Below are 26,545 nucleotides of genomic sequence, written 5' to 3'. Positions count from 1 at the left end.
CCTTGCCCCTTCCACTGAAAAAACCCGGGCCTTGATTATCAAGGCCTTTTTTTGTGCGGCTATATCGTGGGTATTAGTCCTTAGGCGCTGAATTTCGCCCTCTATATAAAGGCGTTAATACCAACTTGAGAATGGCCTGAAACCCGCCCCTGGACTGAGATTGAGCACAACGGTCGAAGGCATCACCGACGACAGATCGGCGAGCCATCGAAGTCAACGAACGTTGTGACAGGTGCAAGGAATTACGATCATGAAAACTCAAGGCGTATGGTGCAAATCGGCAATCGCTCTGGCATTGATTCTCTCCCTTGGCCTCACCGGGTGCAGCAGCGGTGGTGGCGGTCATAAAAGCAGTTCCGGCAGTTCCGCGGCGGACGGCACCGCCGGCACTGGCGGCACCTCGGGTACTGGCGGTACGGGGGGCACCGGTGATACTGCGGGCACTGGCGGCACTGGCGGAACCGGTAACACAGGTGGTACTGGCGGAACCGGTGGTACAGGTGGCACCGATCCGACCAATCCAACCAACCCGACAGATCCGACCGATCCCACCAACCCGACCAATCCAACCACCACACCGTTGGTGACCACCACACTGGTGCAGGATGTCGGTAATACCGTCGCTGGCGTCGGCGATGGCGTTGGCCAGATCGGTGACTCGCTGAGCAGCGTTCCTGTTGTCGGTGGCGTTGTACAAAGTGCGGCCAACACCGCCGGCAATGTCGTCAGCACCTTGGGTGACGGTGTCGCCAATGGCGTAGGCAAGCTGGCGACCGACCCTAAAGGCCTGACCACCACCGTCGCTTCGGTCGGCGGTGTGGTGACCGATGTGGGCAACGGTGTCTCTGATCTCAGCGGCAAACTGGCAACCGCGACCGGCAGCGTTCCGGTGGTGGGCGGTGTTGTGACCAAAGTCGCGCCGCTGCTTGACGGTGTCGGCGAGAAAGTCACCATGCTCGGCAATACCCTCGACACCACGCTGACCAACGGCCCGACCAGCCAACTGACGAACAAAGTCGGCGGTAGTCTGGTTCCCGTGATCGCAATGGTCGAAAGCACCACCGACAAACTCGGCACTGCCACCGGGCTCGGCGATCCACTCAAAGGCGCGATCTCGCAAGTCGGCGGCGCGGTGAACACCCTGGGCGGCAAGGTCACCGATGCGGGTAACGGCAATGCCTTGACCAACACCCTCGGCGGCGCGTTGAGCGATACCGGCACCGCGGTCGGCAAGGCTGGTGGTCTGGTGTCCAACGGCACCGGCTCGGGTACTGGCGGTGTGGGTGGTGGTCTGGGCGGCGGCCTCGGTGGTACTGGCCTGCTGCAAACCGTCGGCGGTGCCGTGGTCAACGTCGGCGCAGGCCTGAATGCCGGCAATACCAATGGCGTGGTCAGCGCAGGCGGCGTTACCGCTGTCGGCCTGGGTAATACCGTGGCTTCGCTCAACACCGTACTTGGCGGTTCGGGCACCCCGATCACCGCAACCACCTCACCTCTGGCCACGGTTGGCGCCACCTTGGGCACGGGTCTGAATCCGGTCACCAGCGCTGTGACCAACGTGACCCAACAAGTCGGCGCAGCGACCGGTATCGGATCACCCGTCGCCGGTCTCACCGGCCAGGTTGGCGGTGCGGTCAGCAGTATCGGCAACACCATTGCCGCGACCAACAATCCGGTCACCACAGCGGTCGGAGGTCTGGTCAGCAACGTGGGCGGCACCGTTGCCGCCGTCGGTGGACTGGTCAACGGGGGTACCAGCGGGGGTACCAGCGGAGCTGCCACCGGTGGCGGTCTGGGCGGCGTACTCGGTGGTCTGACTAATACCCTGGGGGGCAACAAACGCTAAATTGCACCTGGCCGATTCGACGGCCTCACCTACAGCGCCTACGCTTGGTTGAGGGCGGAAGATTCCCACGAGTCTTCCGCCTTTTTTCTTAGGAGAATTCAGCCCAGTGCTGTGATCTGACCATGGAGTGTCCTATGCGCGTAATGGCATCCCTGCTGTTCCTCAGTCTCAGTTCCGCCGCCCTCGCCGACACCCTGCCCAGTTTTCTCAACAGCAACGAAACCATCCGCAACCTGCCGGTGCCGAACCTGCCCGCCGACGCCTATCGCCCGAGCGCCACGCCCGTGCAAGTGCCGGACGCCGGTGCCGCCGCTGCGCAACCACTGTTGATGGAGACCAAGATCAATTTGCAAACCGTGCAGATCGAAGGCGGAACCCTTTACCCGCTCAACGAACTCGCCGAAATCTACAAACCCCTGATCGGCCGCCAAGCCACGCTCGCCGAACTGATCGAGGCCACGCGCAGCATCACTCGACGCTATCAGCAGGACGGCTACCTGCTGTCCTACGCGTTCTTGCCGCAGCAAAATTTCAATGACGGCGTAGCGCGCGTGGTGCTGGTGGAAGGCTACGTGCGCGATATCCAGATCGAGGGCGATGTCGGTCGGGTCAAAGCCCTGCTCGACAAACTGGCGGCGAAGATCCAGGCCGAACGGCCGCTGACCCGCAAGACGTTCGAGCGCTACACCACGCTGATGACGCGCATCCCCGGCGTAACGATCCAGGCCCAGGTACCACCGCCCGGTACCACAGACGGCGCGACAACGCTGGTCGCCCAGGCCAGTCGCAAACCCTTCACCAGTACGCTGAGCACCACCGAAGACAACCGCAACGGCACCCAGGCTTTGCTCGGCGTCAGTAGCAATTCGCAAACCTCGATGGGCGAACAACTGACCCTCAGCGGTCTGTTTCCACCGGGTGATGATCACGAACATTACTACCGCCTCGACTACAACCAGTTCCTCAATGACGAGGGCGCGCAACTTGCCTTATCCGCTTCACGCTACCGCGCCGATCCCAGTACCGAAGTCCTCATCAACGGCGGTGGTCGACTCAGCACCCATCGCGAAAACGACCGCTACTCCATCGGTTTCACCCTGCCGTTGATTGCCGCCTCCAACGAACTGCTGACCGCCGGCTCGCGTCTGTACGCAGTCGATGACAAGACCCGCTACAACGGCATCAACTTCCCGTTCAGCACCGAGTTCCGCACCGACGTACGCGCTCTGGCCTTCGAAGGCGACTGGCGCAAGGCCGATGCCCGGCAACTGCGGATTCTCAGTGGCGGCGTGTACCAGGGTTTCGACAGCCTGGGCGCGCATACCAACTACGACGACATCGACCTCGATTTCTTCCGCGTTCGCCTGTCCGGGGTGCAGAGCAACAAGTTCCTCGACAACTGGCAAGGCGTGCTGTCGGCCGCGCTGTACTGGAGCGACGACACCCTGCCAGACAGCGAACGCGCGGTGTTCGGCGGGCAGAACTTCGGTCGCGGTTATCCCGACGATCAAGCGTCCGGCGACAAGGGCTGGGGCGTAGCGTACGAGGTCAACTACAGCTTCAACCGCGACGGCAACTGGGTGCGCGTCCTGCAACCGTATGTCGTGCTTGATCGCTCGCGCAGCTGGTTCAATGAACTGCCGGTAAAGGCCAACAATCTGTCATCGGCCGCGATCGGGCTACGGTTTGGCGATGCCAAGTACTACAACATTGCGCTGGAGGCGGCGAAGGCGATGTCGGATGAAGCCCTGGACACGTTCAATCGCAAGCCCCGGTACAGCATCAGTTTCAGCTACCAGTTGTAAGCTGAAACACCAAGGAGGCTTCAGCAGCGGCGGGTGGAATGTACAACCGGCAGAAATGGGTCGGCTTGCAGGCCGCCTTCGCGAGCAAGCTCGCTCCCACAGTTGAACTGGGTGCATACAGAGAGAAATTTGGTCGGTGAGCCCACCTCGCACCGCGTCGCTCCTCACCACTCAACAGGATGAGCGTTAGCTCGGCTGCAGCTCTTGATCTTGATCCACGGGCGACGTCGGAAGGCTGAGTGGAGGGATTGATCCGGGCGTGGGAGCGTAGCGACCGTTTGGCGAAGCCAAACACAGCGAGAGGAGGTGCAGCGAAGCAAACCGTAGGCGCTGCCCCCGGATCGATCCCGCAGCGAAGGAACCCCGAGCCCCAGCGAGCGGGCCGCACGTAGGAGCAAGCCTTTTTGGTTACTTTTTCGGCGTCTGGAAAAAGTGACCCGCCGTAAGGGCGGAACCCTAATCAGCCACACCCGCAGCAACGGATATGCCCCCCAATCACCCAGCCACATTACTCCGAGGCTTGGGAAACAAATTATCCAGAGTCTCCAACAACCTGACGTAATAAATCGGCTTGCGAAACAGATCTACCACCTGCAACCGCAACAGATCACTGACGTCTTCCATATCCGCATGCCCCGACATCACAATCACCGGCAAATGCTGGCGCGAAGTATGCTCACGCAAGCGCTTGATCAACGACATCCCGGACTCCTCCGGCATACGCAAATCAGTAATCACCAACGCGATATCGGGATGGCGAGTCAAATGATGCAACGCCAGCTTCACCGACGTCGCCGTATGACAACTAAAACCCTCACCCTCCAGCAACTCCGCCAGCTCCAGCAACGCGTCCTCTTCATCGTCAACCAGAAGCAACTGTTGGCGCTGCAGCGAAGGAGCATTCATGGGCAATCCCTGAAAACTGAAAGTGAACCCGAGTGTAGCCCGACATTCGCCGGGCATTGAGCTTCGTTTCAACTCAGGAGGACGGTGCAGGCGTGGTCGACACAGCCGTTCCGCCCAGCGCTACCAGCAAGTTATTGAACATGACCAGCACACGGCCACCCACCGGCGTGACGAACACGATGACCACCACTGCCACCATCGCCACCACAATCGCATACTCGATGGCCGATGCTGCATCCTCATTGGCCAGGAAACTGCGGGCACGAATCATCAGGTACTCAAAGAGCATCGCAGTTCTCCTCGGTCGTCAGGGTCTGGTCACGGCAGTGCCGCCCAGTCCGGTCAAGATGTTGTTGAAGTAGAACAGCACCCGATTACCAAGTGGGGTCACAAATGCCACAACCACCACGGCAACCATCGCCACCACAATCGCGTACTCGATCGCCGATGCTGCTTCCTCGTTTCTAATTAACAGACGAACTCTGGCCGTCAAATAATCAACAATCATCTGGAACATACATCCACTCCTTCGCGCCTCTGGCGCCGATGTCGCACTACAGCGGCAAGGTTCCACCGTGCCATTTGAGCATTGTCAACAAAGCCTCAGCCAACAACTGTAAGAACGGATTAATCACAAAGGATTAATCACATCGCGAAGTTGCCGATTGCTGCTGTTAATTGGCCAAGACTCATACTTTAGTGGGTTATTTTCCTGTCACTAATGGCGTTTTGGCTTGGATCAGCTAGCGTGGAAATAGCGAAATAGTTGCATGTTCATAGCTGCCGGATTGGGAACTTCTCTCGTAAGCAAGTGCGGTGGGTAGTGCAGCAGGAAAGGGAGAGCCGTCATGAACAGTCGCGTCACCATGGGCCTTGCAGCCATCCTTATGCTTGGAGCGATCTTTGTCGGTTACTGGGGACTGGTGCTCAGTCGTCAACCGGCACCCGTCGCCGAAGCCCCCGTTGCCCCAGCGGTCACCGTTGAAAAAACTGTCGCGATCGCCGAAGACCAGGCCCGCCAACCGGTGGTGGTACTGCTGCACGACGTGCCACCCTTTACCGCGCTGACCGCTGCCGATGTAGCGGTGGAAAAACTGCGCAGTGCACCGGCTGGCAGCTTGAGCAATGTCGATCAGGCCATCGGCCGCACACCCTGGCGGCACCTCAGCGCCGGCACCTGGCTGAACGATGAAAGCTTCACCGCCGGCGGCTCACTGGCACGCATGATTCACAGCGATGAACGCGCGCTCACCGTAGCGGTCGACGAAGTGATCGGCGCGGCCGGGCAACTGATCCCCGGGGATTACGTCGATGTCTTGCTCTACCTGCGCCAGGATTCCAGCAACCTCGAACAGTCGGCACAGATCGTTTTACCGGCCATGCGCGTGCTGGGTGTCGGCGATCAATACGGCCTGACCAACGACGGCCAACCCGCCTCGCCAGCTCTGAGCGCCGAGGAAAAACTCAAACAGGATCAACGCCGCATCGCCGCGCGCACCGTGGTGCTGGCGGTGCCGGAACAACTGCTCAGCCGACTGATGCTGGCAACGCAAGTCGGCACCTTGCGTCTGGCCGTACGCAGCAGTGAAGAACAACGCCTGGCCAAATACTGGGCCGGTGAAGATCAGTCCACGGCCCATCTCGACAGCGCCAACCGACAACTTGTCCAGTTCACCCAACTGGCCTTGAGCGGCGCCCCGAAAACGCCTGCCAGTGCCGGCTCCGGAAGCACGCCACGGCCGGCGGTGGAAATCATTCGCGGCAATCAGATCACCCAACAAAACCCATGACTGCGCAAGGATCCAAGGGCATGCAGAGTCGTTCCAGGCCGACATTCAAACCCATGCTGCGCGCCCTGCTACTGATGGGCCTGTCGATGGACGCCGCGTTGGCGGCGGTCGGCAACTGTTCGGCACTGGGGCGCATGCCGCCGGTGATCGAAATCGGCGAAGGCTTTCAACAGGACGTACAGTCGCCGGTAGCGATCACCCGTCTGGCGATTGGCGATCCGAAAATCGCCGACGTGCACGCCAACGGCAGTTCGTCCTTTCTGCTCACCGGCGTTGCGCCCGGGGCCACCAGCCTGATGGTCTGGACGTCGTGCTCAAGCGAGCCGCGCCAAAGCATGGTCTTTGTTCAGGGCGCCGCCACTGCCGCCATGACCGCCACCCTACCCTCGGATGACCCGAGCCTACCGTCGCAAGTGCAGACCGATATTCGCTTCGTCGAAGTCAGCCGGACCAAACTCAAAGAAGCCACCGCCTCACTGATCGGCACGCGCGGCAACTTTCTGTTTGGTTCGCCCGGCACCCTGCCACCGATTGATGGTGTGCCGCAGCCCCGCCTGCCGGTGGACAATTCGCTGTTCAACTTCTCGTGGGTCGGCGGCAAGACCATGGCGATCATCAATGCGCTGGAAACCAGCGGCTTCGCCTATACCCTCGCGCGGCCAAGTCTGGTGGCGCTGAACGGGCAGAGCGCAAGCTTTCTGGCCGGCGGTGAAATTCCGATTCCGGTGCCCAGTTCCGGTAGCGACAGCGTGTCGATCGAATACAAGGAGTTCGGTATCCGCCTGACCCTGACGCCAACCATCATCGGCCGCGATCGCATCGCGTTGAAGGTCGCCCCGGAAGTCAGCGAACTGGACTTCAGCAACGCCGTACAGATTGCCGGCACCACTGTGCCGGCCCTGACCATCCGCCGCACCGACACCAGCGTGTCACTCGGCGATGGCGAAAGCTTCGTCATCAGCGGCTTGATCAGCACCACCAACAGCTCACAAGTGAACAAGTTTCCCGGCCTCGGCGACATCCCGGTGCTCGGTGCGTTTTTCAAAGGCTCGCAGATCAAGCGCGAAGAACGCGAACTGCTGATGATCGTCACCCCGCATCTGGTCCAGCCACTGGCCGCCGATGCGCAACTGCCGTCGCTACCGGGTGAAAAACTGCGTAACTACGATCCGAATTTCTACCGCATGTTCTTCCTTGAAAACGGCAACTTCGACAAGCGCAGCGGGTTATCGCAATGAGCCAGAGCCTGAGCCAGACCTTTCTCGCCATCACCCGCAACAGCACCGATCTGGAGTGGCTGCAAGGCGCGCTCGCACCGTTGGGCCAAGTGGTCAGCGCCGGTGGCGGCAGCCTTGATGAACTGCTGGCGCTGGTGGACGTGACCTTTGCCAATCTGGTGTTCGTCGGCCTTGATCGCGAGCACGTGGTCGCCCAGAGCGCGTTGATCGAAGGCGCGCTGGAGGCCAAACCGATGCTGGCAATCGTGGCCCTTGGTGACGGCATGGACAATCAGTTGGTGCTCAACGCGATGCGCGCCGGCGCCCGGGATTTTGTCGCCTACGGTTCACGCTCCAGTGAAGTCGCCGGGCTGGTGCGGCGCTTGAGCAAACGCCTGCCGCCCGTGGCACCGAACACGCAACTGGGTGGCCTCACGGTGATGTATGGCGTGCAGAGCAGTTCCGACGGCGCACTGCTGGCCAATCACATGGCGTTGGTGGTGCAAAAAAGCGGTCAGCAAACCTTGTTGCTTGATCTCGGTTTGCCGCGCGGTGACAGCCTCGCCCTGCTCGGGCTTGAGAGTTCGTTTCACTTCGGCGATGCCTTGCGCCACTTGCGAAGGCTCGACGCCACGCTGATCGACAGCGCCTTCACCAGCGCCGAGGCCGGCCTGCGAATTCTCGCCTACGCCAGCAACGACGAGCCGCTGGAAAACACCAGCGCCGCCGAGCTGTACATGTTGCTCAGCGCCTTGCGCCAGCACTTCCAGCACATCGTCGTGAACCTCACCGGGCAGACCGACAGCGAAGCCTTGCGCACCTTTGTCAGCCACTGCGACAAGTTGCTCTGGTACACCGATCAGAACGTGCTCAACTGCCGACGCAACCTCGCCGTGCTCAATCTGTGGCGGGAAAAAGGCATGAAGCTCGACCACGGGCGTCTGCTGATCGACCGCTACCTGAGCAATGTCGCGCCCAACTCGGAAACCCTCGGCAAGACCTTCAATCTGGAAGTGATCGCCACACTGGCCCTCACCCCGGAAGTGCGCCTGAACGCGAAAAACCAGGGCGTGAGCCTGTTCGAACTGGCCCCGCGCGAAAAACTCACCCAGAGCCTGCGCGCTCTCGGCGAACGCCTGGCGAAACGTTCCGAAGGCCTGGCCAAGCCCAAAGTGACCTGGTTCGACCGCTTGCGAGGCACCTCATGAGCGCAGAAAAACTCTTCGGTGCGGCGCCCCGCAGTGGCGTCGGCAACAGCGATCACGAAGGCCTGAAACTGGTCCTGCATCGCTACATCATTGACGCCCTCGAAGAGTCCGGGAAAAACCTGCTGGAAGGTTCTCGCCAGCAGCTCGCGCAATTCGTCACCGACAAAGTCGCCGAATACATCGCCCGTTTGCACCTGGCGATTTCCCGCTACGAAATGGAACGGCTGGCCGAAGAGATCGTCGACGAACTCACCGGTTTCGGCCCGCTGGAAGTGTTGCTGCGCGATCAGTCGGTGACCGAGATTCTGGTCAACGGCCCGCACCGGGTGTTCATCGAACGCGACGGTGTGCTGCACCAGAGTGACCTGCGGTTTATCGACGCGCATCACGTCGAACGCGTGATGCAGCGCATCCTCGCGCCGCTCGGTCGGCGCCTCGACGAGTCTTCGCCGATGGTCGATGCACGCCTGCCGGATGGCAGCCGGGTCAACGCAATCATTCCGCCGATCGCCCTCGACGGTCCATGCCTGTCGATCCGTAAATTTCGCAAGGACATGCTCAAGAGCAGCGACCTGATGGCGATGCAAACCATCGACCTGTCGATCTTCGAGTTTTTCCAGGACGCCGTAGGCAAGCGCTGCAACATCCTGATCAGCGGCGGCACGGGCACCGGCAAGACCACGCTGTTGAACATTCTCAGCCAGTTGATCAACCCGCACGAGCGTCTGGTGACCATCGAAGACGTCGCCGAATTGCAGCTCGGTCACCCGCACGTGGTGCGCCTGGAAACGCGGCCGCCGAATGCCGAAGGCCACGGTGAAGTGAAGGCCAGCGACCTGATTCGCAACGCCCTGCGGATGCGCCCTGACCGGATCATCCTCGGCGAGATTCGTGGCGTCGAAGTGGTCGACGTCCTCACCGCGATGAACACCGGTCACGACGGTTCGATGAGCACCGTGCACGCCAACAACGCCCAGGATGCGCTGTTGCGCTTGGAAACACTGGTCGGCCTGACCGGACGCTCCATCGCCGAACGCACCCTGCGCCAGATGATCTGCGCCGCCCTCGACGTGATCATCCAGTTGACGCGCATGCCTGACGGGCGCCGCTGCGTCAGTGAAGTCGTGGAGGTGGTCGGCATTCGCGAGGACGTTTACGTCACCAATACCTTGTTCCGCCTCGACCGCCGCAGCGGTTTCGGCTTCCTGCGCGAAGCCGTCAATCCGGCCGGCGACAAGCTGCGCCACGAGGCTCATCTGGGCTGACGGCAAGGAGCACCGAGCATGTTGGGACCGATCATTCTCATTGTTATCTGCCTGACGCTGCTGGGGCTGTCGATCCGTCTGTTCCTGCAAGGCCTGCGCAAGACCGCCACGGAAAAAGTCCTCAACCGACTCGCCGCGGGGCAGCCGCAACTGGCGCCGGAAAAACCTGTGTGGGTCGGGCTGGAGCGGATGTTTCTGCGTGCAGGACTGGGCCGCCCGACCGAGCGTTTCGGTCTGTGGCTAAGTCTGTGGGCGCTGGCGATGGCGCTGGGTTTTTTTCTCGCCGACTGGGTCGGGCTGCTGCTGATGATCGTCATACCGCCACTGCTGTTGCGGCTGTACATCGGCATTCTTTACCAGCGCCGGGTCAAACGGATGATCGAGCAACTGCCGCAGTTGCTTGACCACACCGTGCGCAGCCTGAAGTCCGGGCGCACCTTGAGCGACGCAGTCATGGGCGGCATTGAAGCCAGTGAAGATCCGCTGAAAAAAGCCATGGGCCGGGTCCAGCGCAACGTGCAACTAGGCGTGAACTTGCCGGACGCCGTCAGCGATTTCGCCGAACTGTATGAACAGGACGAACTGCGCATGTTCGCCCTCGGCCTCAAAGTCAATCATCGCTACGGCGGCAACGCCAGCGAGCTGCTGGAGAACCTGATCAAACTGATCCGCGAACGCGACCAAGGCGCGCGGCAACTGCGTGCGCTCACCGGCGAAACGCGCATGACCGCGTGGGTGCTCGGCTCGTTACCGTTGCTGCTGGTGAGTTACTTCATGCTGACCAACCCCGGTTACATGCTCGGGATGTGGAACGACGCGAGCGGGCAGCACATGCTGATCAGCGCTGCCGTGTTGCAAGTGTTCGGAAGCCTGGCGCTGTGGCGCATGTTACGGAGCGTCTGACATGGTCTACCTCGCCGCTCTCATGTTGCTGCTCGGCGCCCTGCTACTCGTGGTCAATCACTTGCTCACCGAACGGCGCCGGGTGCGTCAGGTCAATCAGCGCTTGCAAGGGCATCTGGTGCGTGAAAACCGCTTCGGCAGTTGGCTGCGCGCACTGGGCGGCAGTAAGTTCGGACAACGCTCGGTGAGCATCGACAGCGAAACCCAGACTCTGCTCAACCGCATCGGCTGGCGCCGCTCTAGCGAACGGGCGCTGTACGCCGCCTGCCAGATCGGCACGCCGTTGCTGACGTTGGGTTTGGCGATTTTTCTGCAAGAGGTGTTTTTCCCGCAGGCTGACAACCGCTGGATCGTGCCGATGCTCGCCACCGGCGCCGGCTATCTGCTGCCCAAACGCTTGCTGGCCTACGCGGCGGCACGTCGGCAAAGAACCATCGCCGTGGAGGTGTCGACGTTCATTCCGCTGCTGCGCATCCTCTTCGAATCCGGCATGGCCGTCGAACAGGCCCTGCGCGTGCTCAGCATCGAAGCGCAAAAACTGCTGCCGGAACTGACCAGCGAACTGCGCCTGATCCTGACCCGTGTCGACTCTGGCCTGGAACTCGGCCAAGAGTTAAACAAAACCGCAGTAATGCTCGCCGTCGACGAATTCACTGACACCTGCGTGATCCTCCAGCAACTGATTCAACAGGGCGGTGGCGCGATGAAATCGCTGCTGGCGCTCAAGCAATTGCTGGATGACCGCCGCCTGACGCGCTTGCAGGAATACATCTCGAAAATGTCGGCGAAGATGTCGGTGGTGATGATGCTGTTTCTGTTTCCCGCACTGCTGATCGTCCTCGCCGGCCCGGGCTTCACCGCCATTGCCCGGGCGTTTGCAAACTGACCTTGCTCATGGAGAGCGTTTGATGAAAGTACTGATAGTCATCGCAAGTCTGTTGCTGCTCGGCGGTTGCGCCACCGACGGCCAGGCACCTTGGACGGCACTGCTGTCACCGAGCAGTTGCAGCAAAATGCCCCAGGAGCAGGAGCTGGCCCTGAACCTCGCAGACGACCTGGCCAACGACGGCAAACTGCATGCCAGCCTCGCCAACCTGCAAAGCCTGCCGGACAACATCAGCGAAGTGCGCCTGCGCAAAGCCAAGGTCTATCGCCTGCTCGGCCGCAGCGAAGCCGAGCCGCTGTACCGCAGCCTGCTCGGCGGCTGCCTGACCGCCGAAGCCGAACACGGCCTCGGCCAGCTCTACGCCGCTCGCGGCGACAACGGCCAGGCCCAGGCCCACCTGCAACGCGCCGCCCGACTGGCCCCCACCGACGAAAAAATCCGCAACGACCTCGGCGTGGTCTACCTCAACCAGCTGCGCCTGAACGACGCACGTTTCGAGTTTCTCACCGCCATCGAACTCAAGCAGAACAACCAACTGGCAACACTGAACATGGTCACCCTGCTGCTGTACCAGAACGACTGGCCACAAGCCGCCGAAATCGTCAGCCGCGCGAAACTGACCCCGCAACAATTCACCGAAGCCCAGCAACGCGCAGAAAAACTCAAAGCCCCGATCAAGACCAAACCGGCCACCAGCAACCAAGTGGCCGCCGTCGTCGACCCGTTGCCGTCACCGATCAAATAAGGAGACAGCCATGCATCCCTTTAAAGGCCTGTGCTACCTGACCCTGCTCAGCCTGCCCCTCAGCGCCGCTGCCATCGACGCCGGCCCCGCCTCGGCGCAACAACAGGAAACCGAAGGCTGGCTGGTCCTGCAAAGCCGCAACAAAGCCGCCTCGCCCAAACCACAAACGGCGACCGCAACCGAACGGGATCTGGCGATGCAGCGCTGGTTGAAGAAGTACAAATATGAGATTCCGGATTTTTATGATCCCGATGCGGGTGGCAAGATCGAGAGCAAGAATTGAGTTTGAGGCTCACTGCTCCACCGCTTTCGCGAGCAAGCTCGCTCCCACATTTTGAAATGCATTTCACCTGTGGGAGCCAGCCTGCTGGCGATGAACGATGACGCGGTGTTTCAGCCAGTTCAGGTCTGCGCATCCACCCGATCCAATGCCTGGTTTACCGCCAGTTCGGCGAGCATGATGATCTGCTGAATCGCCAGCGCGGTATTGCGCTCAGGCCGACCAAGCTGATCGGCAAAGTTACCGGCCAGTGTGTTGGCCGAGGCCAGGGATTCGCAGGCGTGGGCGAGCAGGCTTTCGGTGTCGATTTTCGGATGGATGAGAAACATCGTGCTGGCTTGGCGGGGTTTTGCAGGTTCGGGGCAGAGGTAGAAATCGAGAGCGCGTTTGATGGCTTCGCGGTTTTTGGCGAGGTTGTCGGCGCGGATGGCTTCTTCGAGCGAGGTGAGGGGTTCGTGGGGTGGGTCGGGGATCAGTTTGTCCATAACAACTCCTACTTGGCTGAGGAGCCAACCTTTGTCGTTTCCACACGACAAAAGGTGGCAGCTGTACGCAGGGTGGAAAACCGATAAGTAGGCAACCGGCCAGACCGAAGCCTGCCCGCGCACAGCCGCCGCGACACAGTTTGCAGACGAAAGAAGACGCCGACAATGATTGCGGTAGCGATGCAACGCATCTACTTGAAATTCAGGTTTCCACACCCGGTCGCTGAATTGGCAGCGACAGCCAAAGACTAGAGAGCTCACGTCCGACGGACAACCTGAAAACAGTGTGGGAAGGTTCTGGTTATCTACCACAAATTTAAACAGCCAAAAGCCAACCCTCACCCTAGCCCTCTCCCGGAGGGAGAGGGGACTGACCGGGGTGTTTGGTAGAGGTACGCCGACGTGAAATACCGCGTCGAACTCAGATTATGAAATAGATCAAAAGCCCCTCACCCTAACCCTCTCCCAGAGGGAGAGGGGACTGAACGAGGTGTTTGGAAAAGGTACGCCGACGTGAAATACCGCGTCGAACTCAGATTATGAAATAGATCAAAAGCCCCTCACCCTAACCCTCTCCCAGAGGGAGAGGGGACTGACCGTGGTGTTTGGGAGAGCTACGCCGACGTGAAATATCGAGTCGAATTCAGATTTTGAACCAGATCAAAAGCCCCTCACCCGCTCCTAACCACTCAACAGGATGAGCGTTAGCTCGGCTGCAGCTTTTGATCTGTTGGCCCCTTCGGCAGGCTGAGTGGAGGGATTTATCCGGGGGTGGGAGCGCAGCGACCGTTTGGCGAAGCCAAACACATCGAGAGGAGGTGCAGCGAAGCAAACCGTAGGCGATGCCCCCGGATAGATCCCGGAACGAAGGAACCCCGAGCCCCAGCGAGGGGCCGAACGCCGGGGCCCAGCCTTTTGGTTACTTTTTGGCGTCTGAAAAAGTGACCCGCCGTAAGGGCGGAACCGCCAGCCGCAACACCCAAAAAAACGGATATACACACCAAACCCCAAGAACCTGGTCGGCCCAAAGGCCGCCAAGTCAATGCGCCGTAACCCGCTGCCGCGCAGCCGAAGCACTCGGCGAAAGAGCCAAAGCCAACTGCGTCCGATTATGCATATGCGTCAACCGCAACACCTGCGAAACATAAAGCTTCACCGTGTTCTCGGTAATCCCCAACTCACAGGCAATCTGATAATTGGTCTGCCCCTTACCGACCAACCGCGCCACATCCAGTTGCCGCGGCGACAACTGATTGAAAATCGCCGGCATCTCCTGCGCCTCAACCTCGGCGGGCTCACCACCCAACCCATCGCGAACCACCGACGAAGGACTGCGCCGCACCTTGTCCAGATCCTGATAAAGGTCATCAATCGACTCAGACAAATACTGCAACTTCTGATTCAAATGCCCCAGTTGCAGATTCTTCTGCCGCTCCTGCAGAGCCACCTCCTGTCGCCGCACACCTTCGAGCAATTCATCCAGATCAATCGGTTTCTGATAATAATCGGCAATCCCGGCACGCAACGCCTTGATCACGTCCTGCTTGTCGGCACGCCCAGTCAGCATGATCGCCTCGAACGCCCGATGCTTGCCCGCCAGCCGCTGCAATTCCTGAATCAACTGAATGCCATCCATGTCCGGCATGTGCAGATCACTCAGCACCAGACCGATCTCCGCGTCCTCACTGAAACGCTCGATCGCCTGCGCACTGGACTCACACGGCACACAGCGATAACCGCTACTTTCAAGAAACTCGCACAACTCCTCCACAATCAACGGCTGATCGTCGACCACGAGGACTTTTACCGCAGACGTAAGCTTGTTCAAGTGCTACTCCATGTCCCAGGCCAAAGCTGACCATTCCTGTACTGCCAGCCTTTGGTTGTATAACCAGTTCCTTTGAAAGTAGACGTACTTTCCGACTATGTACATAGAACTAATGGCGCTTGGCGACTAATGGATCCAAAGCAGAACAAGCACCGTCCCAAGCAGCACAAACGGTGCAAATGGCAGCTTTTTTGACATAGTTGGCCCCAGATATCGCAGACGATCTCTAAGCCCTTGACTCATATGAAGCCAGACTCTTGGCGCCAGCAGCATCCAGACCACGCTGGCGAGCCCAGCACCAATAAATACCCCAAGAATGAACAGACCGTCCGTCGCAAGCCCCAGAGCTGTCATTAATTTCACATCGCCGGCGCCCATGCGGCCCATGAAAAAACCCGGCAGGGTCAGTGCCAGCGCAATCAGGCAGGCCCAACCGCCCTGCCCCGCTTCCGCGCCCAGCCAGGTGCTGCCGGTGCACAACAGCCAGATCAGCGCCAGTGCGGCGACGCCGAGGGTCAGAGCATTGGCAATGCGGCGCTGGCGGGCGTCTTGCGCCGCGCACAGCACGAGCCAGATCAGGAGGATAAAACTGTGCATCCGGTAAAAACCGTCCGTTTTTGCTGAATGATTCTATGCTGATACTACGCAGTGACAGTCAGGGTAGACGCACTCATGAAAACCGGCTTTCGGAAGTCGCAAAAAGGTGCGGTGGCGATTGAGTTCGCCTTGGTGTTCATCATTTTTTTCGCCGTGTTTTACGGTCTGGTCAGTTACAGCCTGCCCTTGGTGATGATGCAATCGTTCAACCAGGCCACCTCCGAAGCGGTACGCCGCAGTGTCGCGGTCGATCCCAACACGCCCAACTATTCAACGGTGGTGCTCAACACCGCGAACGCTACGCTGACCCAGCAATTATCCTGGATTCCGCCGGTCTTCAACCTGGTGGTCGGCGTTGATACCAGCAGCCAATACAGCGCTTCAGGCCTGCTGACGGTGCGAGTGGATTATCCGGTCAGCAAGTTGAATCAGGTCATGCCGTTTCTGGTGCTTCCGGTCGTTGGCCCAGTGCCCAACCTGCCCACCTACCTGACCGCCAAATCGAGTCTGCAATTTTGACGTCGGGGGACAAACTCTTCGGGCGCTTGCTCAAACGCACGCCGCCCGCCGCCCACGAGTTGCCCGACCCACTCGGCTCACCCGCAACAGGCTTGCACCTGTACCTGAACGACGACGCTGGCGTGCTGCAAATGGCCGGCCCGTTGCGCCATCTGCTGGCGCAGCACAAACCGCACCAGCAACCCTTGCCACTGAGCGCCTATCTGTTGCCCCACAGCACATTGACCATCGAAGGTCGGCCGAGGGAGTGGCAAGGGCTACTGCTCGATCTCGACTTTTCGGGATTGGGCGAGCAGCCCTTGCACTTGCGTGGCTGGGTGCAACCGCAGGGCGAAGGCTGGTTGATGCAGTTGATCGATATCGCCGACCTGCTGTTCGAACGCCAGCAATCGCGCCAGCGTGACGCCTGCCAATTGATTGCCGGGCAGATCAGCGAACAGTTGCGCGCGTGCAGCCCGCTGCGTTTGCCGGTGATCGTCAGCGAACAACTGCAGGTGATTGCCCAGCACTGGCACATCCCTTGTCTGGCGTTGGCCTTACTCGATGATGAGACGCAGGGCTGGCAGATTTATCGCCAGTATCGCGCCCACGATGCGCCGACTTTGTGGCATGACGATCAGCGTCTCGGCACGCCGCTGGACAGCCTCAACGGCGCTGCGCCGCAGCGTGTTGGCGCGCACCATGGCCTCGATGAACATTCACGGGTGCAGGCTCTGTTTGGCAATGCCGAAGGTTTCGCGGTGCCGTATAGCGATGAACGCGGTGTGGTGGCCTGGCTGCTCTGCGGGTTTTATCCCGTGGACAGCGCCGCGCCGTACCTGACCGAACGTGACTGGATGGCGCTGCTCGCCGCGCTGGCCGGGCCGTTGCTCGGGCGCCTGCGCGAACAGCAGCATCACCGGCAACTGGAGCGCATCGAAGCGCTGCAAACCCTGTTGGGTGCAGGCTGGTGGGAAATCCTCGGCGGTGACGACAACATTCAACTGGCGCCTGCGCTGGCTGCGTCCCTGCAACTGAACAATGACGGACTGGCGCTGGAAGACTGGCTGGCACAGATCCATCCCGCCGACCGCGACGAGTTGCGCAGCCGTCTACAGGCCTTGCAGCAACATGGCGAAGCCCTGACGCTGTCGGTGCGCCTGCGCAATGGCGATCCCGCGCAGGCGCCAACGTGGTATCGCGTGCAAGGCCAAGTGATTGGCAGCGGCGAGCATCGCCGGCGAGTCGGTTTCATGCTCGACATCAGCGACATCCAGAACCAGCAGCAACGCGCCGCCGCCGCGCATGCACGGCTCGACAACCTGATCGCCAGTTCGCCGGCGGTGATTTACGTCCAGCAGTATCACGAAGGCGCGCTGATCCCGGCGTTCTTCAGTGCCAGCCTGCAACCGCTGCTGGGCTGGAGTCTTGCGGACTGCGGCAACAGTGCACTGATCGAGCTGATCCACCCTGACGATCGCGACCTGTATTTCGCCCGCAGCCGCCAGTTGCTGCGTGAAGGCTCAGTGCGCGCGCGTTATCGGCTGCGCGACCGGCATGGTGAATATCACTGGCTGCTCGATGAAGCCAGGTTGCTGCGCAATGACCTCGGCCTGCCGGTGGAAGCGGTCGGTTTGTGGCTGGACGTCACCGAAGCGACCCTGGCGGCCGAGCAGGTGAAAAAGAGTGAAGAGCGCTACCGGATTCTGGTGGAGGACTCGCCGGCAATGATCTGTCGCTACCGCCCGGACCTGATTCTGACTTTCGGCAACCGGCCGTTGGCGACGTACCTGGAATGCACACCGGAGCAACTGCCGGGGGTCGATCTGGGCAGTTGGATGTCCGAAGAACAACGCGCCGCATTCGTCCTGCGCCTCGCTTCACTGACCGCAGATGAACCGGTAAGCACCGCAGAAATCAGCCTGCAACTGCCCGGCCGCGAACACGCCTGGTGGGTCTGGTCCGATCGCGGCGTGTTCGATGAACACGGCCAATTGATCGAAGTGCAAGCAGTGGGCCGCGACAACACCGAAGTGCGCCGCTCGCAGCAACAACTCACGCAAAGCGCGAAAATGGCCACCCTCGGCGAAATGGCCACCGGCCTTGCCCATGAAATCAATCAGCCGCTGAACGTGATGCGCATGGCCATCGTCAACGTGCTCAAGCGTCTGGGCAACGGCGATGTGCAGGTCGACTACCTGACCGACAAACTCAACCGCATTGATGCGCAGGTGCAGCGCGCCGCGAAAGTGGTCGATCACATGCGGGTATTCGGCCGGCGTTCGGAGATTGAGCAGCAACTGTTCAACCCCGCCTCGGCCATCGAAGGCACGCTGTCGCTGCTGGCCGAAGGCATGCGCGGTAAAGGCGTGGATTTGCACATCAGCGAGACAGGGTTCGAGGTGCAAGTGCGTGGCTACGTCGATCAGCTTGAGCAGGTTCTGATCAACCTGATGGTCAATGCGCGCGACGCGTTGTTGAGCAAACGCGAGAAGGACTCGAGCTTCAAACCGTGGATTGCGATCTACGCCGAGCGCGATGAACAGAACGTGCGGTTGTGGGTCGAGGACAACGGCGGCGGCATTGATCCGCGTCTGCTGGAGCGGATCTTCGAGCCGTTCTTCACCACCAAACCGATCGGCGTCGGCACCGGGCTAGGGTTGTCGGTGAGCTACGGTATCATCGACAACATGGGCGGCCAGTTGAGCGTGCGCAATTCGGCGGAGGGCGCGCGGTTCTGCATCGAGTTGCCGGTTGCCGTGGACGCCTAGATCACCAGATAGGCCTTGCCGGTCTGGCCGCAGGTCATATTGGCACCGACGTCGACGTCCATCAGATTGATGCCCAGACCTTTGAGCAGGTTGTTCAGCAGCGGGTCGAGCAACGGACTAAGTGCACCGGTCACCACGGGCAACAATCGGTTGGTGACATCGCTGATCAACGAGGCAACGCCGGTAACGATGGCACCCAACGGGTTGCTGCCCTGCGGTTTGTAGACGATCAGGTTGATGCCCGCGAGGGTGCTCGACAGGCTGCCGACGATGTTGCTGGTTGGCGCGGCCGGCAAGATGCTCGGCGGCAGTTTGAGGTTGGCCGGGGTGGCGAACGGCGTGCTGCTGGTGAACACCAGGTCTTGCGAAGTTTGCCCGACACTGGTGTCGAGCATGATGCCGATGCCTCCCGCGCCGAAAGGAACATGGGTGGCAGGATCACAGGTGCCGAGCAGCAGGATTTTGTGACAGGTGACGATCCCCAGATCGATCAGCGCCAAAGGCGCCACCGTGGGTTCGGCCGCTGAAGAAAAGGCATTGGCCGGATCGATCTTGCCGAGTTTCAAGTCAGCGATGGACGTAATGGTATGCGCAGTCAGGCTCTTGGTGCCGGTGGTGCCCGTCGGACAGCTGTAATCGGTGACATAACTCTTGGCGCCGCCGGCATCCAGACTGATGTCGATTTGCGGTGATGGCAGCAATTGTGGATCAAGTTGCTCGCAACCCGCGCCCAACAGGCACAGGACCGAATTGAGCGTACTGACCAGATTCAGACTCAGTAGTGCATTGAGGGTCGGGGTCAATCCACCGACCAGCCCCAGCACGGCATTGGTCAGCCCCGTCACCCCGGACAGTACCGGCAGATTCACGGAGACCAGCGTGCGAACCTGCGCCGTACGCACATAAATCCGGTCCGCCCCGGTCGGATTGACCTTGGCCCGCGCCGGATCGCCAATCGCGGAAAACTGCGGCGGTTCGATCACTTTCACCCGCACCGTGACATTCGCCAGCCCGAGCACACTGATCGGCAACGTCGCCGCCACCGCACTCTTGCTGTTGGCCAGTTGCACCACGCCCTGAATCAGCTGCAGCAGTTGCAGATTGGCGTCCAATCCTGCCGATGTAGTGCCGGTCTGCAATTGCAGGATGTCGCCCAGTTTGACCGGCGCCGCGTTGATCGCCGCCACCTGCAATTGGCCCAGCGCAGTGGTCACCTGCGCGGTCGCGCCATTGAGTTGCACCACGGTCGCCGCCGCCTGGATCAGTTGCGTCACCGTGGCCTGAGTGTTGAGCAACTGCGTGTAATTGCCCGCCGCGACGTTGAGATTGATCGCCAGTTGATCAAGGTATTTGAGCAGGTTGATGTCGGTGTTCAGCAGGCCATCCCAGCCCAGTGCCGTGAGGTTGACGTTGCCGCCGAGCAGCCCGGAAAACAGCGGATTGAGGATGTTCGACTGGGCCGTATCGATGCTGGCCAGGGTGCTGCGAATATTCAGTTGGGCCACCGTCGGCTGCGGTTTGGCGGCCACCGCCGAGGCATTGAGCGTGGTATTGAGACTGACCGGTGTACCGCTGAACAAGGCCTGTATACCACCGGCAAAACTGGTGGTCAGCGTGCGACTGGCGACGACTTTGACCGCTGCTGCTTGCGTGGCATCTACCGCGAACGTGCGCAGGCCGGTGGCGGCCGTCACCAAGGTGCCGCACGTGGTGGCTAGGGTATTGCTGGCATCGACGATGTAGCCATTGCGCACGGCGCTTTGCCCGGCATAACTGGCGGCGCTCAGGCCCGGCAGGCAATTACCGCCACGGCTGACGGCTTCGAGGGCGGCGTTGTCCACCACCCGCTGCAATTTGCGTTGTTCCATGTACAAGCGGCCGGTGTCGACCACCAACAGCAGCATCACCACCGCCAGACTGAGGGTGGCCGCAGCCATCAAGCCAATCGCCCCGCGCTGGCGGGCCGGGCCGTTGAATCGCGAACGAGGCGACATGGCGCACTCCTTTGCCGCTAGCTCCATTGGTGCAATTGAGTGTAGACACGCCTAATGGCAACGCGCCATTTTGAACAGACAAACATCCCTGTGGGAGCGAGCCTGCTCGCGAAGGCGTCGTGTCAGATAAATAACAGTTGAATGACACCCTGCTTTCGCGAGCAGGCTCGCTCCCACATTAGAATTTAGGGTGGAACAAAAAAATCGGAGCTCAACAGCTCCGACTTTTTAACGGATTCAGCGCGGTGGATAGTTGGCCAGAATCCGCCCGACCGTCTCGCGGATGGCATTGCTGCGATCATCGGGATTCGGCTTGCCGGACAGCATCTGCTCATCACTGCCGCGCCATACCAGTTTGCCATCCTTGCCGTCGAGCAGGTCGATCTGGATGGTCGCCACCTTGTAGGTGATGTTGCGCGTTTCGTTGTACATCGGCGCGCCCCAGTAGCCGTTCCACGGGCCGCCCCAGCCGCCGCCGTAGTTGGTCGTCACTTGCTGCTGACGATCCTCGACGATCAGGTAAGTCTGCACATACAAGTCACCCTTGGCACCCGCCGCCGCTGGACGCAAACCGCGCTGGTCGAGCTGATCGGCCACAGCCTGGCGAATGCGTTGCTCGGTCAGGTCGCTTTTGATCCGCGGATCATCGGGGCGGTATTGCAGGGCGGGGTCTTTCCAGCTCCAGCTGCGATAGGCGGCAAAGTCGCGGCTGGCATCGAAGTCATGGTTGACCTGGTTGGCGGCGCAGGCGCTGAGCAGCACGGCCATGGCCAGTAAAGCGAGACGGCGGAACATGGGTTTTCTCCGGTTGAAGACATGAACCTGCGGCAGCTTCTGATTGGCAGGAAGCTAACTGGGAGGATACGCCGACATGGCCTTTTCCACAGCCTCGCGGATCGAGTCGGTGCGATCGATTTCGCTGCCCTTGTTCGCGGTTTCGGCGCTCGCGCTCCACACCGGCTGACCGCTGCCGGCGTCGAACAGATTGACCTGCACCACCACGACTTGCTCGGAATAGGTGCGCACGATCGGCACCGTGTTGTACATGCCGTAACCGCGACCATAGCGATCATAGCCACCGTATCCACCGCCGTAATAACCGTAGTCGTCCTGGACCTGACGCAAGCGGGTTTCCAGACGCAGATCGGCGCTGACCAGCAAGTCGGCCGGGCGATTGTCGTGCAACGGGCGCAAGCCGCGCTGATCCAGCGCATTGCTCACCGCTTCGGCCACTTGCGCCGAATCGGCCCAGGCCGTGCCCGGCGGCAGTTGCCCGTTGAGCCAGGCCCAACTGCGATAACGCCCATAGTCACGCGGCGGTGCCGGGTACGCGCTGCGGTCGAAGGTGGTGACCGCTTGCGGCGGCGCCGGAGGCAAGGGCCGCGATTGCGCCACGTACGGGTTGCTGCTCTGGCAAGCAGCCAAGCCCAGACACATCAGCAGTAACCCGGATTGAGCTTTCATGTCGCGCTCCGATCAGATCGGCCGGCAGATCCAGTGCAAATAGCGCCCAAGCCCGGCGAAGCTTGGGTGACGACGGTGAGCGAGCTCCATCTCGAGCAAATCGACGAGTTCGGCGCGGGCCTGGAATTCCACTGGCATGTAGTCATGGAAAACCCGGATCCCACTCTGGGTTTCGACCTGCCACAGGCCGTCGAGTTGCGTTGCCAATTCTCGTGGATCGAGCGGCTGCTGCGGAGTCAGACTCTGCTTTTCGCCGGCCATGGCGTTCTTGCGCATTTTCTTGAAATGGCCTTTGAGCAGGTTGCGGTAGATCAGCGCGTCGCGGTTGTAGAACGCCAGCGACAACCAGCCACCGGGTTTGGTCAGTTGATGCAGCACCGGCAGGATCGCGTGGGGTTCGGCGAGCCATTCCAGCACGGCGTGGCAGATCACCAGATCGTACGGTTCAGTGAGTTGGCCGAGCAGTTCCTGCCATGGTGCCTGAATGAATGTCGCGGTCTGCCCGGCTTCGGCGAAGCGCTGACGCGCGCCGTCGAGCATCGGTGCGGCCGGCTCGGTGAAAGTCACGTCGTGGCCGCGTTCGGCCAGCCACAGCGACATGTGGCCAAGACCACCGCCAATGTCGAGCACCCGCAACGGGCGATCCGGTAACGCTTCGGCCAGGTCAGCCTGCAACACCGCGAGACGGATCGCACCTTTGGCGCCACCGTAGATTTTTTCGGCGAAACGCGTCGCCAACTGATCGAAATGCCGGTCGCTCATCAGTTGAACCGCCGTTCGCTGTCGGCGAGCTTGCTGCGCACCACTTCATTCATGTCCAACCCCAGCTCGCTGCACAGCAGCAACAGATACAGCACGATGTCGCCAACTTCCTGTCCGGCATGGGCGAGTTTGTCAGCAGGTAACTGGCGCGACTGGTCTTCCGTCAGCCACTGGAAGATTTCCACCAGCTCGGACATCTCGACACTCGCCGCCATGGAAAGGTTTTTCGGGCTGTGAAATTGCCGCCAGTCATTGCGGTCGCGAATGGCGTGCAGGCGTTCGGTCAGTTCAACAAGGTTCATCGGGCTCTCCTGAAGGCGTATAGCTTCGGGGGGATACCCACCAAAGGCAAGCAGCACAGATGATCTATTGTGGGAGCGAGCCTGCTCGCGAAAGCGGTGTGTCATTCAACCCATCAGTTATCTGATCCACCGTATTCGCGAGCAGGCTCGCTCCCACACAGAATGGGTGCAAACCTTCTATCATGCAGGGAACTCGGCCACCCGCGTTGTGGCCCAAGGCTCAGCTCTTTCATCAGGATGCACACATGCAGGTAGAAAGCTTTTTCGAATGGCTCGGCCAGGCGCTCGGTTCGGTCATCCGCTTTATCGTTGATGGCCTCAGTGGTTTGTTCAACATTCTGAGCAATGCCGGCGGCAACTTTGTCGACGGGCTGGCGAAGACGCTGGGCATGGACACCTCGATCATCAGCATCATCGCGCTGATCGTCGGGCTGATGCTGTTGTGGTCGGCGATTCGCGCGTTCATGAATGCGTCGATCATTGCCGGGATTATCTGGTTGTTGCTCGGGTTGTGGTTATTGAGCTGGATTATTCATTAGGCCGTTGAAGAGCCCCTCACCCTAACCCTCTCCCGGAGGGAGAGGGGACTGACCGGGGGATATTCAAGAGCTACACCGACTTGAGCGAGTGTCAGCGAATCCATAATCGGCACATTCTCTCAGGTCGATGGATGACGCCAGACACCTCGGTCGGCTCCCTCTCCCTCTGGGAGAGGGCTGGGGTGAGGGTGGCTTCTACCGCTACAATGCCGCTCCCCCAAGGAGCCCGCATGTCCACTCTGATCGCCGACTGGCGCGACCGCCCAACTCACCGCAAGGTCTGGGCGCTCGCTGCGCCGATGATTCTTTCCAATATTTCCGTACCGCTGGTGGCGCTGGTCGACAGCACTGTCATCGGCCACCTGCCCCACGCCCATCAGTTGGGCGCGGTGGCGGTCGGCGCCAGCCTGTACACCTTTCTCGCCTGGGCCATGGGTTTCCTGCGCATGGGCACCACCGGGTTTGCCGCGCAGGCTGCGGGGCGCAGCGACGGTGCAGCATTGCGGCAGATTCTGTTGCAAGGCTTGCTGCTGGCGATGGGGCTGGCACTGGTGCTTGGCACTTTGGGTGTGCCGCTGAGTGGTGTTGCGTTGCACTTCATGCAACCGTCGGCGGAGCTGGATCAGCTCACTCGTGATTTTTTCCACACGCGCTTGTTCGGACTGCCTGCGGCGCTGGCCAGTTATGCGCTGGTCGGCTGGTTTCTCGGCACGCAAAACGCCCGGGCGCCGCTGGCGATTCTGCTGAGCACCAACCTGATCAACATCGTCCTCAATCTGTGGTTCGTCATCGGCCTGGACTGGGGCGTGGTCGGTTCGGCGCGGGCCTCGGTGATCGCCGAATGGAGTGGCGCCCTGCTTGGACTACTGCTGACCCGCAAGGCACTGCGGGCGTATCCGGGGCACATCGTCTGGGCGGCGTTGAAAATCTGGCAGAGCTGGCGCCCGTTGCTGGCGGTCAACCGCGATATCTTCATTCGCAGCCTGGCGCTGCAATCGGTGTTTTTCCTGATCACCGTACAAGGCGCGCGGCTGGGCGATTCGACGGTGGCCGCCAACGCGTTGCTGCTTAATGGCTTGCTACTCACGGCGCATGCGCTGGACGGCCTGGCCCATGCCGTCGAGGCCTTGTGCGGACACGCCATCGGTGCCCGCGATCGTCTGGCCTTGCGTCGTTCACTGGTGGTGGCCGGCGGCTGGTCGCTGATCGCCAGCCTCGGATTTGCCGCGCTGTTTTTGCTCGCCGGGCACCTGTTCATCGAGATGCAGACCGATATCCAGAGCGTACGCGACACAGCGTTCGTCTACCTGCCCTACCTCGCCGTGCTGCCATTGATTGCGGTCTGGAGTTACTTGCTTGACGGACTGTTCATTGGTGCCACCCGCGCTCGGGAAATGCGCAACGGCATGCTGATCACCGTGGTTTTGCTCCTGCCGTTCGCCTGGGCGCTGCAAGACTTGGGCAATCACGGCCTGTGGATATCTTTTCTGCTGTTCATGGTCTTGCGCAGCCTGACCCTGGGTGCCCAAGCCTGGTGGCTCAAGCGCAACGACGGCTGGTTCAGCGGCGCTGCTCACTGACTCGGCGTGCGCGCGATAAACCCGACGACCTGATCGAGCACTGGCGCCAGGCGCCGCAACGGTCGCGACAGACTGGCCACCAAGGTTATGTGGCTGGGCCGCGAGTAATACAGATCCTGCACCGGCACGCCGGCCTCGCGCAGCTTGCTGGCGAGACCGCCGGTGTTGCGCGTCGGGTTGACCAGATCATCCTTGCTCGCGGCAATCAGCAGCGCGGGTGGTGCGCCGCGACTGACATGATTGATCGGTTGCGATTGCGGCGGTGAGTCCGGCCAGAAGAACACCGGGCGCACCTCGGGATTCTTGATCGGCAGGAAGTCATAAGGCCCGGCCAGACCGATCCAGCCCCGCAAATCCTTGGGCGAAATGCCCACGGCCGCAAGCCATTCACCATCCAGCGCAAGCATCGCCGCGTTGTACCCGCCGGAGCTGTGGCCCATCAAATACAAGCGCTGCGGGTTGCCGGAAAACTCGCGAATATGCGCTTTGGTCCACGCCACCGCCCGCGCCCCGTCCTGCAGAAACAGTGGATAACGCACTTGCGGATACAAGCGGTAATCCGCCACCACCGTGACAATCCCCCGCGACGCCAGCGCTTCTCCGACAAAGTGGTAGTCGACGCGCGAACCGCTGTTCCAGCTGCCGCCATAGAAAAACACCACCACCGGCGCGCCGGACATCGGCTGATGCGGCACATATACATCGAGCTTCTGCCGCGGGTCGTCGCCATACGCGATGCCCACGGTTTTTTCGTAAGTGCTGTCCGGGGTCAGCGCATTGAGCACCTGCACCGGCGAACAACCGCTCAGCACCAGCAGCAACACGATGCCGATCACTGTGCCAATCCATTGCCGGAAAAACCGTGTCATACGCG

Annotated in this window: 26 protein-coding genes; 14 read left to right on the top strand and 12 right to left on the bottom strand. The window is 60.8% G+C overall.

Going from position 1 to position 26,545, the window contains the following annotated elements:
- Positions 1–250 precede the first annotated feature (250 nt).
- On the top strand, positions 251–1,846 hold the full coding sequence (locus PspR84_RS03565; RefSeq protein ID WP_160055528.1) for a collagen-like triple helix repeat-containing protein: 1,596 nt from the start codon (positions 251–253) through the stop codon (positions 1,844–1,846).
- A 134-nt stretch (positions 1,847–1,980) separates the two neighbouring features.
- Positions 1,981–3,651, top strand: coding sequence for a POTRA domain-containing protein (locus PspR84_RS03560; RefSeq protein ID WP_160055526.1), 1,671 nt, complete (start codon positions 1,981–1,983; stop codon positions 3,649–3,651).
- A gap of 495 nt (positions 3,652–4,146) precedes the next feature.
- Here PspR84_RS03560 and PspR84_RS03555 read toward each other — a convergent pair whose 3' ends face one another.
- The 3 genes from PspR84_RS03555 to PspR84_RS03545 all read right to left on the bottom strand — a co-directional run bounded on the left by PspR84_RS03555 (position 4,147) and on the right by PspR84_RS03545 (position 5,065).
- The gene (locus tag PspR84_RS03555; RefSeq protein ID WP_160055524.1) at positions 4,147–4,557 is read right to left on the bottom strand and encodes a response regulator; all 411 of its coding nucleotides are present in this window, start codon (positions 4,555–4,557) and stop codon (positions 4,147–4,149) included.
- 73 nt (positions 4,558–4,630) lie between these two features.
- Entirely contained in the window at positions 4,631–4,846 is a 216-nt protein-coding gene (locus tag PspR84_RS03550) for a Flp family type IVb pilin (RefSeq protein ID WP_160055522.1), read from the bottom strand.
- An 18-nt stretch (positions 4,847–4,864) separates the two neighbouring features.
- Positions 4,865–5,065 (bottom strand): Flp family type IVb pilin, encoded by a 201-nt coding sequence (locus tag PspR84_RS03545; RefSeq protein WP_238785282.1) that lies wholly within the window; start codon positions 5,063–5,065, stop codon positions 4,865–4,867.
- 340 nt (positions 5,066–5,405) lie between these two features.
- On the opposite strand from PspR84_RS03545, the gene cpaB reads away from it, so the two are divergent.
- The 8 genes from cpaB to PspR84_RS03505 are packed head-to-tail and all read left to right on the top strand — an operon-like array spanning position 5,406 to position 12,854.
- Positions 5,406–6,347 carry a Flp pilus assembly protein CpaB gene (gene cpaB / locus PspR84_RS03540; RefSeq protein WP_160055518.1) on the top strand — a complete coding sequence of 314 codons (942 nt, stop codon included), beginning with the start codon at positions 5,406–5,408 and terminating at the stop codon, positions 6,345–6,347.
- Between the two features lie 20 nt (positions 6,348–6,367).
- A complete protein-coding gene (locus tag PspR84_RS03535; RefSeq protein WP_095121996.1) occupies positions 6,368–7,585 on the top strand; it encodes a type II and III secretion system protein family protein in 1,218 nt (405 codons plus the stop codon).
- Positions 7,582–8,772, top strand: a complete 1,191-nt coding sequence (locus PspR84_RS03530; protein ID WP_160055516.1) for a pilus assembly protein — start codon at positions 7,582–7,584, stop codon at positions 8,770–8,772. Before PspR84_RS03535 ends, PspR84_RS03530 begins: the two co-directional genes overlap by 4 nt.
- On the top strand, positions 8,769–10,037 hold the full coding sequence (locus tag PspR84_RS03525) for a CpaF family protein (RefSeq protein WP_160055514.1): 1,269 nt from the start codon (positions 8,769–8,771) through the stop codon (positions 10,035–10,037). The genes PspR84_RS03530 and PspR84_RS03525 overlap by 4 nt, the downstream gene beginning before the upstream one ends.
- Positions 10,038–10,055: 18 nt before the next feature.
- The gene (locus PspR84_RS03520) at positions 10,056–10,940 is read left to right on the top strand and encodes a type II secretion system F family protein (RefSeq protein WP_160055512.1); all 885 of its coding nucleotides are present in this window, start codon (positions 10,056–10,058) and stop codon (positions 10,938–10,940) included.
- A 1-nt stretch (position 10,941) separates the two neighbouring features.
- Entirely contained in the window at positions 10,942–11,826 is an 885-nt protein-coding gene (locus PspR84_RS03515) for a type II secretion system F family protein (RefSeq protein ID WP_160055510.1), read from the top strand.
- 22 nt (positions 11,827–11,848) lie between these two features.
- Positions 11,849–12,571: a tetratricopeptide repeat protein gene (locus PspR84_RS03510; protein ID WP_160055508.1), complete on the top strand. Its 723-nt coding sequence runs from the start codon at positions 11,849–11,851 to the stop codon at positions 12,569–12,571.
- Between the two features lie 10 nt (positions 12,572–12,581).
- Positions 12,582–12,854 (top strand): DUF3613 domain-containing protein, encoded by a 273-nt coding sequence (locus tag PspR84_RS03505; protein ID WP_034154790.1) that lies wholly within the window; start codon positions 12,582–12,584, stop codon positions 12,852–12,854.
- Between the two features lie 119 nt (positions 12,855–12,973).
- On the opposite strand, the gene PspR84_RS03500 is transcribed toward PspR84_RS03505, so the two are convergent.
- The 3 genes from PspR84_RS03500 to PspR84_RS03490 form a co-directional block, all read right to left on the bottom strand.
- Positions 12,974–13,336, bottom strand: coding sequence for a DUF6124 family protein (locus PspR84_RS03500; RefSeq protein ID WP_160055506.1), 363 nt, complete (start codon positions 13,334–13,336; stop codon positions 12,974–12,976).
- A 1,039-nt stretch (positions 13,337–14,375) separates the two neighbouring features.
- Positions 14,376–15,164, bottom strand: coding sequence for a response regulator transcription factor (locus PspR84_RS03495; RefSeq protein WP_160055504.1), 789 nt, complete (start codon positions 15,162–15,164; stop codon positions 14,376–14,378).
- Positions 15,165–15,290: 126 nt separating this feature from the next.
- Positions 15,291–15,761, bottom strand: coding sequence for a prepilin peptidase (locus tag PspR84_RS03490; RefSeq protein ID WP_127925693.1), 471 nt, complete (start codon positions 15,759–15,761; stop codon positions 15,291–15,293).
- Positions 15,762–15,836: 75 nt separating this feature from the next.
- Between PspR84_RS03490 and PspR84_RS03485 the strand changes: the two genes are divergently transcribed.
- Together PspR84_RS03485 and PspR84_RS03480 are read left to right on the top strand one after the other, a co-directional pair.
- Positions 15,837–16,280, top strand: a complete 444-nt coding sequence (locus PspR84_RS03485; RefSeq protein ID WP_160055502.1) for a TadE/TadG family type IV pilus assembly protein — start codon at positions 15,837–15,839, stop codon at positions 16,278–16,280.
- Complete coding sequence (locus tag PspR84_RS03480; RefSeq protein WP_160055500.1) at positions 16,277–19,030, top strand: PAS domain-containing sensor histidine kinase; 2,754 nt, start codon at positions 16,277–16,279, stop codon at positions 19,028–19,030. The genes PspR84_RS03485 and PspR84_RS03480 overlap by 4 nt, the downstream gene beginning before the upstream one ends.
- On the opposite strand, the gene PspR84_RS03475 is transcribed toward PspR84_RS03480, so the two are convergent.
- The 5 genes from PspR84_RS03475 to PspR84_RS03455 form a co-directional block, all read right to left on the bottom strand.
- A complete protein-coding gene (locus PspR84_RS03475) occupies positions 19,027–21,024 on the bottom strand; it encodes a pilus assembly protein TadG-related protein (RefSeq protein WP_160055498.1) in 1,998 nt (665 codons plus the stop codon). The genes PspR84_RS03480 and PspR84_RS03475 overlap by 4 nt on opposite strands.
- Positions 21,025–21,261: 237 nt before the next feature.
- Positions 21,262–21,819 carry a DUF4136 domain-containing protein gene (locus PspR84_RS03470; RefSeq protein WP_160055496.1) on the bottom strand — a complete coding sequence of 186 codons (558 nt, stop codon included), beginning with the start codon at positions 21,817–21,819 and terminating at the stop codon, positions 21,262–21,264.
- A 54-nt stretch (positions 21,820–21,873) separates the two neighbouring features.
- Positions 21,874–22,488, bottom strand: a complete 615-nt coding sequence (locus tag PspR84_RS03465; protein WP_160055494.1) for a DUF4136 domain-containing protein — start codon at positions 22,486–22,488, stop codon at positions 21,874–21,876.
- 12 nt (positions 22,489–22,500) lie between these two features.
- On the bottom strand, positions 22,501–23,250 hold the full coding sequence (locus PspR84_RS03460; protein ID WP_160055492.1) for a methyltransferase domain-containing protein: 750 nt from the start codon (positions 23,248–23,250) through the stop codon (positions 22,501–22,503).
- Positions 23,250–23,552, bottom strand: coding sequence for a MazG-like family protein (locus PspR84_RS03455; RefSeq protein ID WP_160055490.1), 303 nt, complete (start codon positions 23,550–23,552; stop codon positions 23,250–23,252). Before PspR84_RS03455 ends, PspR84_RS03460 begins: the two co-directional genes overlap by 1 nt.
- 245 nt (positions 23,553–23,797) lie before the next feature.
- On the opposite strand from PspR84_RS03455, the gene PspR84_RS03450 reads away from it, so the two are divergent.
- Both PspR84_RS03450 and PspR84_RS03445 read left to right on the top strand, forming a co-directional pair.
- Positions 23,798–24,091 (top strand): hypothetical protein, encoded by a 294-nt coding sequence (locus PspR84_RS03450; protein ID WP_007914623.1) that lies wholly within the window; start codon positions 23,798–23,800, stop codon positions 24,089–24,091.
- 230 nt (positions 24,092–24,321) lie between these two features.
- Positions 24,322–25,671, top strand: a complete 1,350-nt coding sequence (locus PspR84_RS03445) for an MATE family efflux transporter (RefSeq protein WP_160055488.1) — start codon at positions 24,322–24,324, stop codon at positions 25,669–25,671.
- On the opposite strand, the gene PspR84_RS03440 is transcribed toward PspR84_RS03445, so the two are convergent.
- Positions 25,665–26,540: an alpha/beta hydrolase gene (locus PspR84_RS03440; RefSeq protein ID WP_160055486.1), complete on the bottom strand. Its 876-nt coding sequence runs from the start codon at positions 26,538–26,540 to the stop codon at positions 25,665–25,667. The two genes, PspR84_RS03445 and PspR84_RS03440, sit on opposite strands and share 7 nt — an antisense overlap.
- Between the last annotated feature and the right edge of the window lie 5 nt (positions 26,541–26,545).

The sequence above is a fragment of the Pseudomonas sp. R84 genome (genome assembly GCF_009834515.1).
Classification (GTDB): Bacteria; Pseudomonadota; Gammaproteobacteria; order Pseudomonadales; family Pseudomonadaceae; genus Aquipseudomonas.
Note: the sequence above shows the minus strand (reverse complement) of the source record. Positions and strands in the feature narration are given on the sequence as shown.

What these genes read in the sequence shown, in the direction of transcription:
- PspR84_RS03485 (WP_160055502.1), top strand. Translation starts at nt 15,837, where the DNA reads ATGAAAACCGGCTTTCGGAAGTCGCAAAAAGGTGCGGTGGCGATTGAG.
- PspR84_RS03515 (WP_160055510.1), top strand. Translation starts at nt 10,942, where the DNA reads ATGGTCTACCTCGCCGCTCTCATGTTGCTGCTCGGCGCCCTGCTACTC.
- PspR84_RS03465 (WP_160055494.1), bottom strand. Translation starts at nt 22,488, where the DNA reads ATGAAAGCTCAATCCGGGTTACTGCTGATGTGTCTGGGCTTGGCTGCT.
- PspR84_RS03450 (WP_007914623.1), top strand. Translation starts at nt 23,798, where the DNA reads ATGCAGGTAGAAAGCTTTTTCGAATGGCTCGGCCAGGCGCTCGGTTCG.
- PspR84_RS03510 (WP_160055508.1), top strand. Translation starts at nt 11,849, where the DNA reads ATGAAAGTACTGATAGTCATCGCAAGTCTGTTGCTGCTCGGCGGTTGC.
- PspR84_RS03545 (WP_238785282.1), bottom strand. Translation starts at nt 5,065, where the DNA reads ATGATTGTTGATTATTTGACGGCCAGAGTTCGTCTGTTAATTAGAAAC.
- PspR84_RS03525 (WP_160055514.1), top strand. Translation starts at nt 8,769, where the DNA reads ATGAGCGCAGAAAAACTCTTCGGTGCGGCGCCCCGCAGTGGCGTCGGC.
- PspR84_RS03535 (WP_095121996.1), top strand. Translation starts at nt 6,368, where the DNA reads ATGCAGAGTCGTTCCAGGCCGACATTCAAACCCATGCTGCGCGCCCTG.
- PspR84_RS03490 (WP_127925693.1), bottom strand. Translation starts at nt 15,761, where the DNA reads ATGCACAGTTTTATCCTCCTGATCTGGCTCGTGCTGTGCGCGGCGCAA.
- PspR84_RS03440 (WP_160055486.1), bottom strand. Translation starts at nt 26,540, where the DNA reads ATGACACGGTTTTTCCGGCAATGGATTGGCACAGTGATCGGCATCGTG.
- PspR84_RS03475 (WP_160055498.1), bottom strand. Translation starts at nt 21,024, where the DNA reads ATGTCGCCTCGTTCGCGATTCAACGGCCCGGCCCGCCAGCGCGGGGCG.
- PspR84_RS03560 (WP_160055526.1), top strand. Translation starts at nt 1,981, where the DNA reads ATGCGCGTAATGGCATCCCTGCTGTTCCTCAGTCTCAGTTCCGCCGCC.
- PspR84_RS03500 (WP_160055506.1), bottom strand. Translation starts at nt 13,336, where the DNA reads ATGGACAAACTGATCCCCGACCCACCCCACGAACCCCTCACCTCGCTC.
- PspR84_RS03555 (WP_160055524.1), bottom strand. Translation starts at nt 4,557, where the DNA reads ATGAATGCTCCTTCGCTGCAGCGCCAACAGTTGCTTCTGGTTGACGAT.
- PspR84_RS03445 (WP_160055488.1), top strand. Translation starts at nt 24,322, where the DNA reads ATGTCCACTCTGATCGCCGACTGGCGCGACCGCCCAACTCACCGCAAG.
- cpaB (WP_160055518.1), top strand. Translation starts at nt 5,406, where the DNA reads ATGAACAGTCGCGTCACCATGGGCCTTGCAGCCATCCTTATGCTTGGA.
- PspR84_RS03470 (WP_160055496.1), bottom strand. Translation starts at nt 21,819, where the DNA reads ATGTTCCGCCGTCTCGCTTTACTGGCCATGGCCGTGCTGCTCAGCGCC.
- PspR84_RS03505 (WP_034154790.1), top strand. Translation starts at nt 12,582, where the DNA reads ATGCATCCCTTTAAAGGCCTGTGCTACCTGACCCTGCTCAGCCTGCCC.
- PspR84_RS03550 (WP_160055522.1), bottom strand. Translation starts at nt 4,846, where the DNA reads ATGCTCTTTGAGTACCTGATGATTCGTGCCCGCAGTTTCCTGGCCAAT.
- PspR84_RS03460 (WP_160055492.1), bottom strand. Translation starts at nt 23,250, where the DNA reads ATGAGCGACCGGCATTTCGATCAGTTGGCGACGCGTTTCGCCGAAAAA.
- PspR84_RS03455 (WP_160055490.1), bottom strand. Translation starts at nt 23,552, where the DNA reads ATGAACCTTGTTGAACTGACCGAACGCCTGCACGCCATTCGCGACCGC.
- PspR84_RS03565 (WP_160055528.1), top strand. Translation starts at nt 251, where the DNA reads ATGAAAACTCAAGGCGTATGGTGCAAATCGGCAATCGCTCTGGCATTG.
- PspR84_RS03530 (WP_160055516.1), top strand. Translation starts at nt 7,582, where the DNA reads ATGAGCCAGAGCCTGAGCCAGACCTTTCTCGCCATCACCCGCAACAGC.
- PspR84_RS03520 (WP_160055512.1), top strand. Translation starts at nt 10,056, where the DNA reads ATGTTGGGACCGATCATTCTCATTGTTATCTGCCTGACGCTGCTGGGG.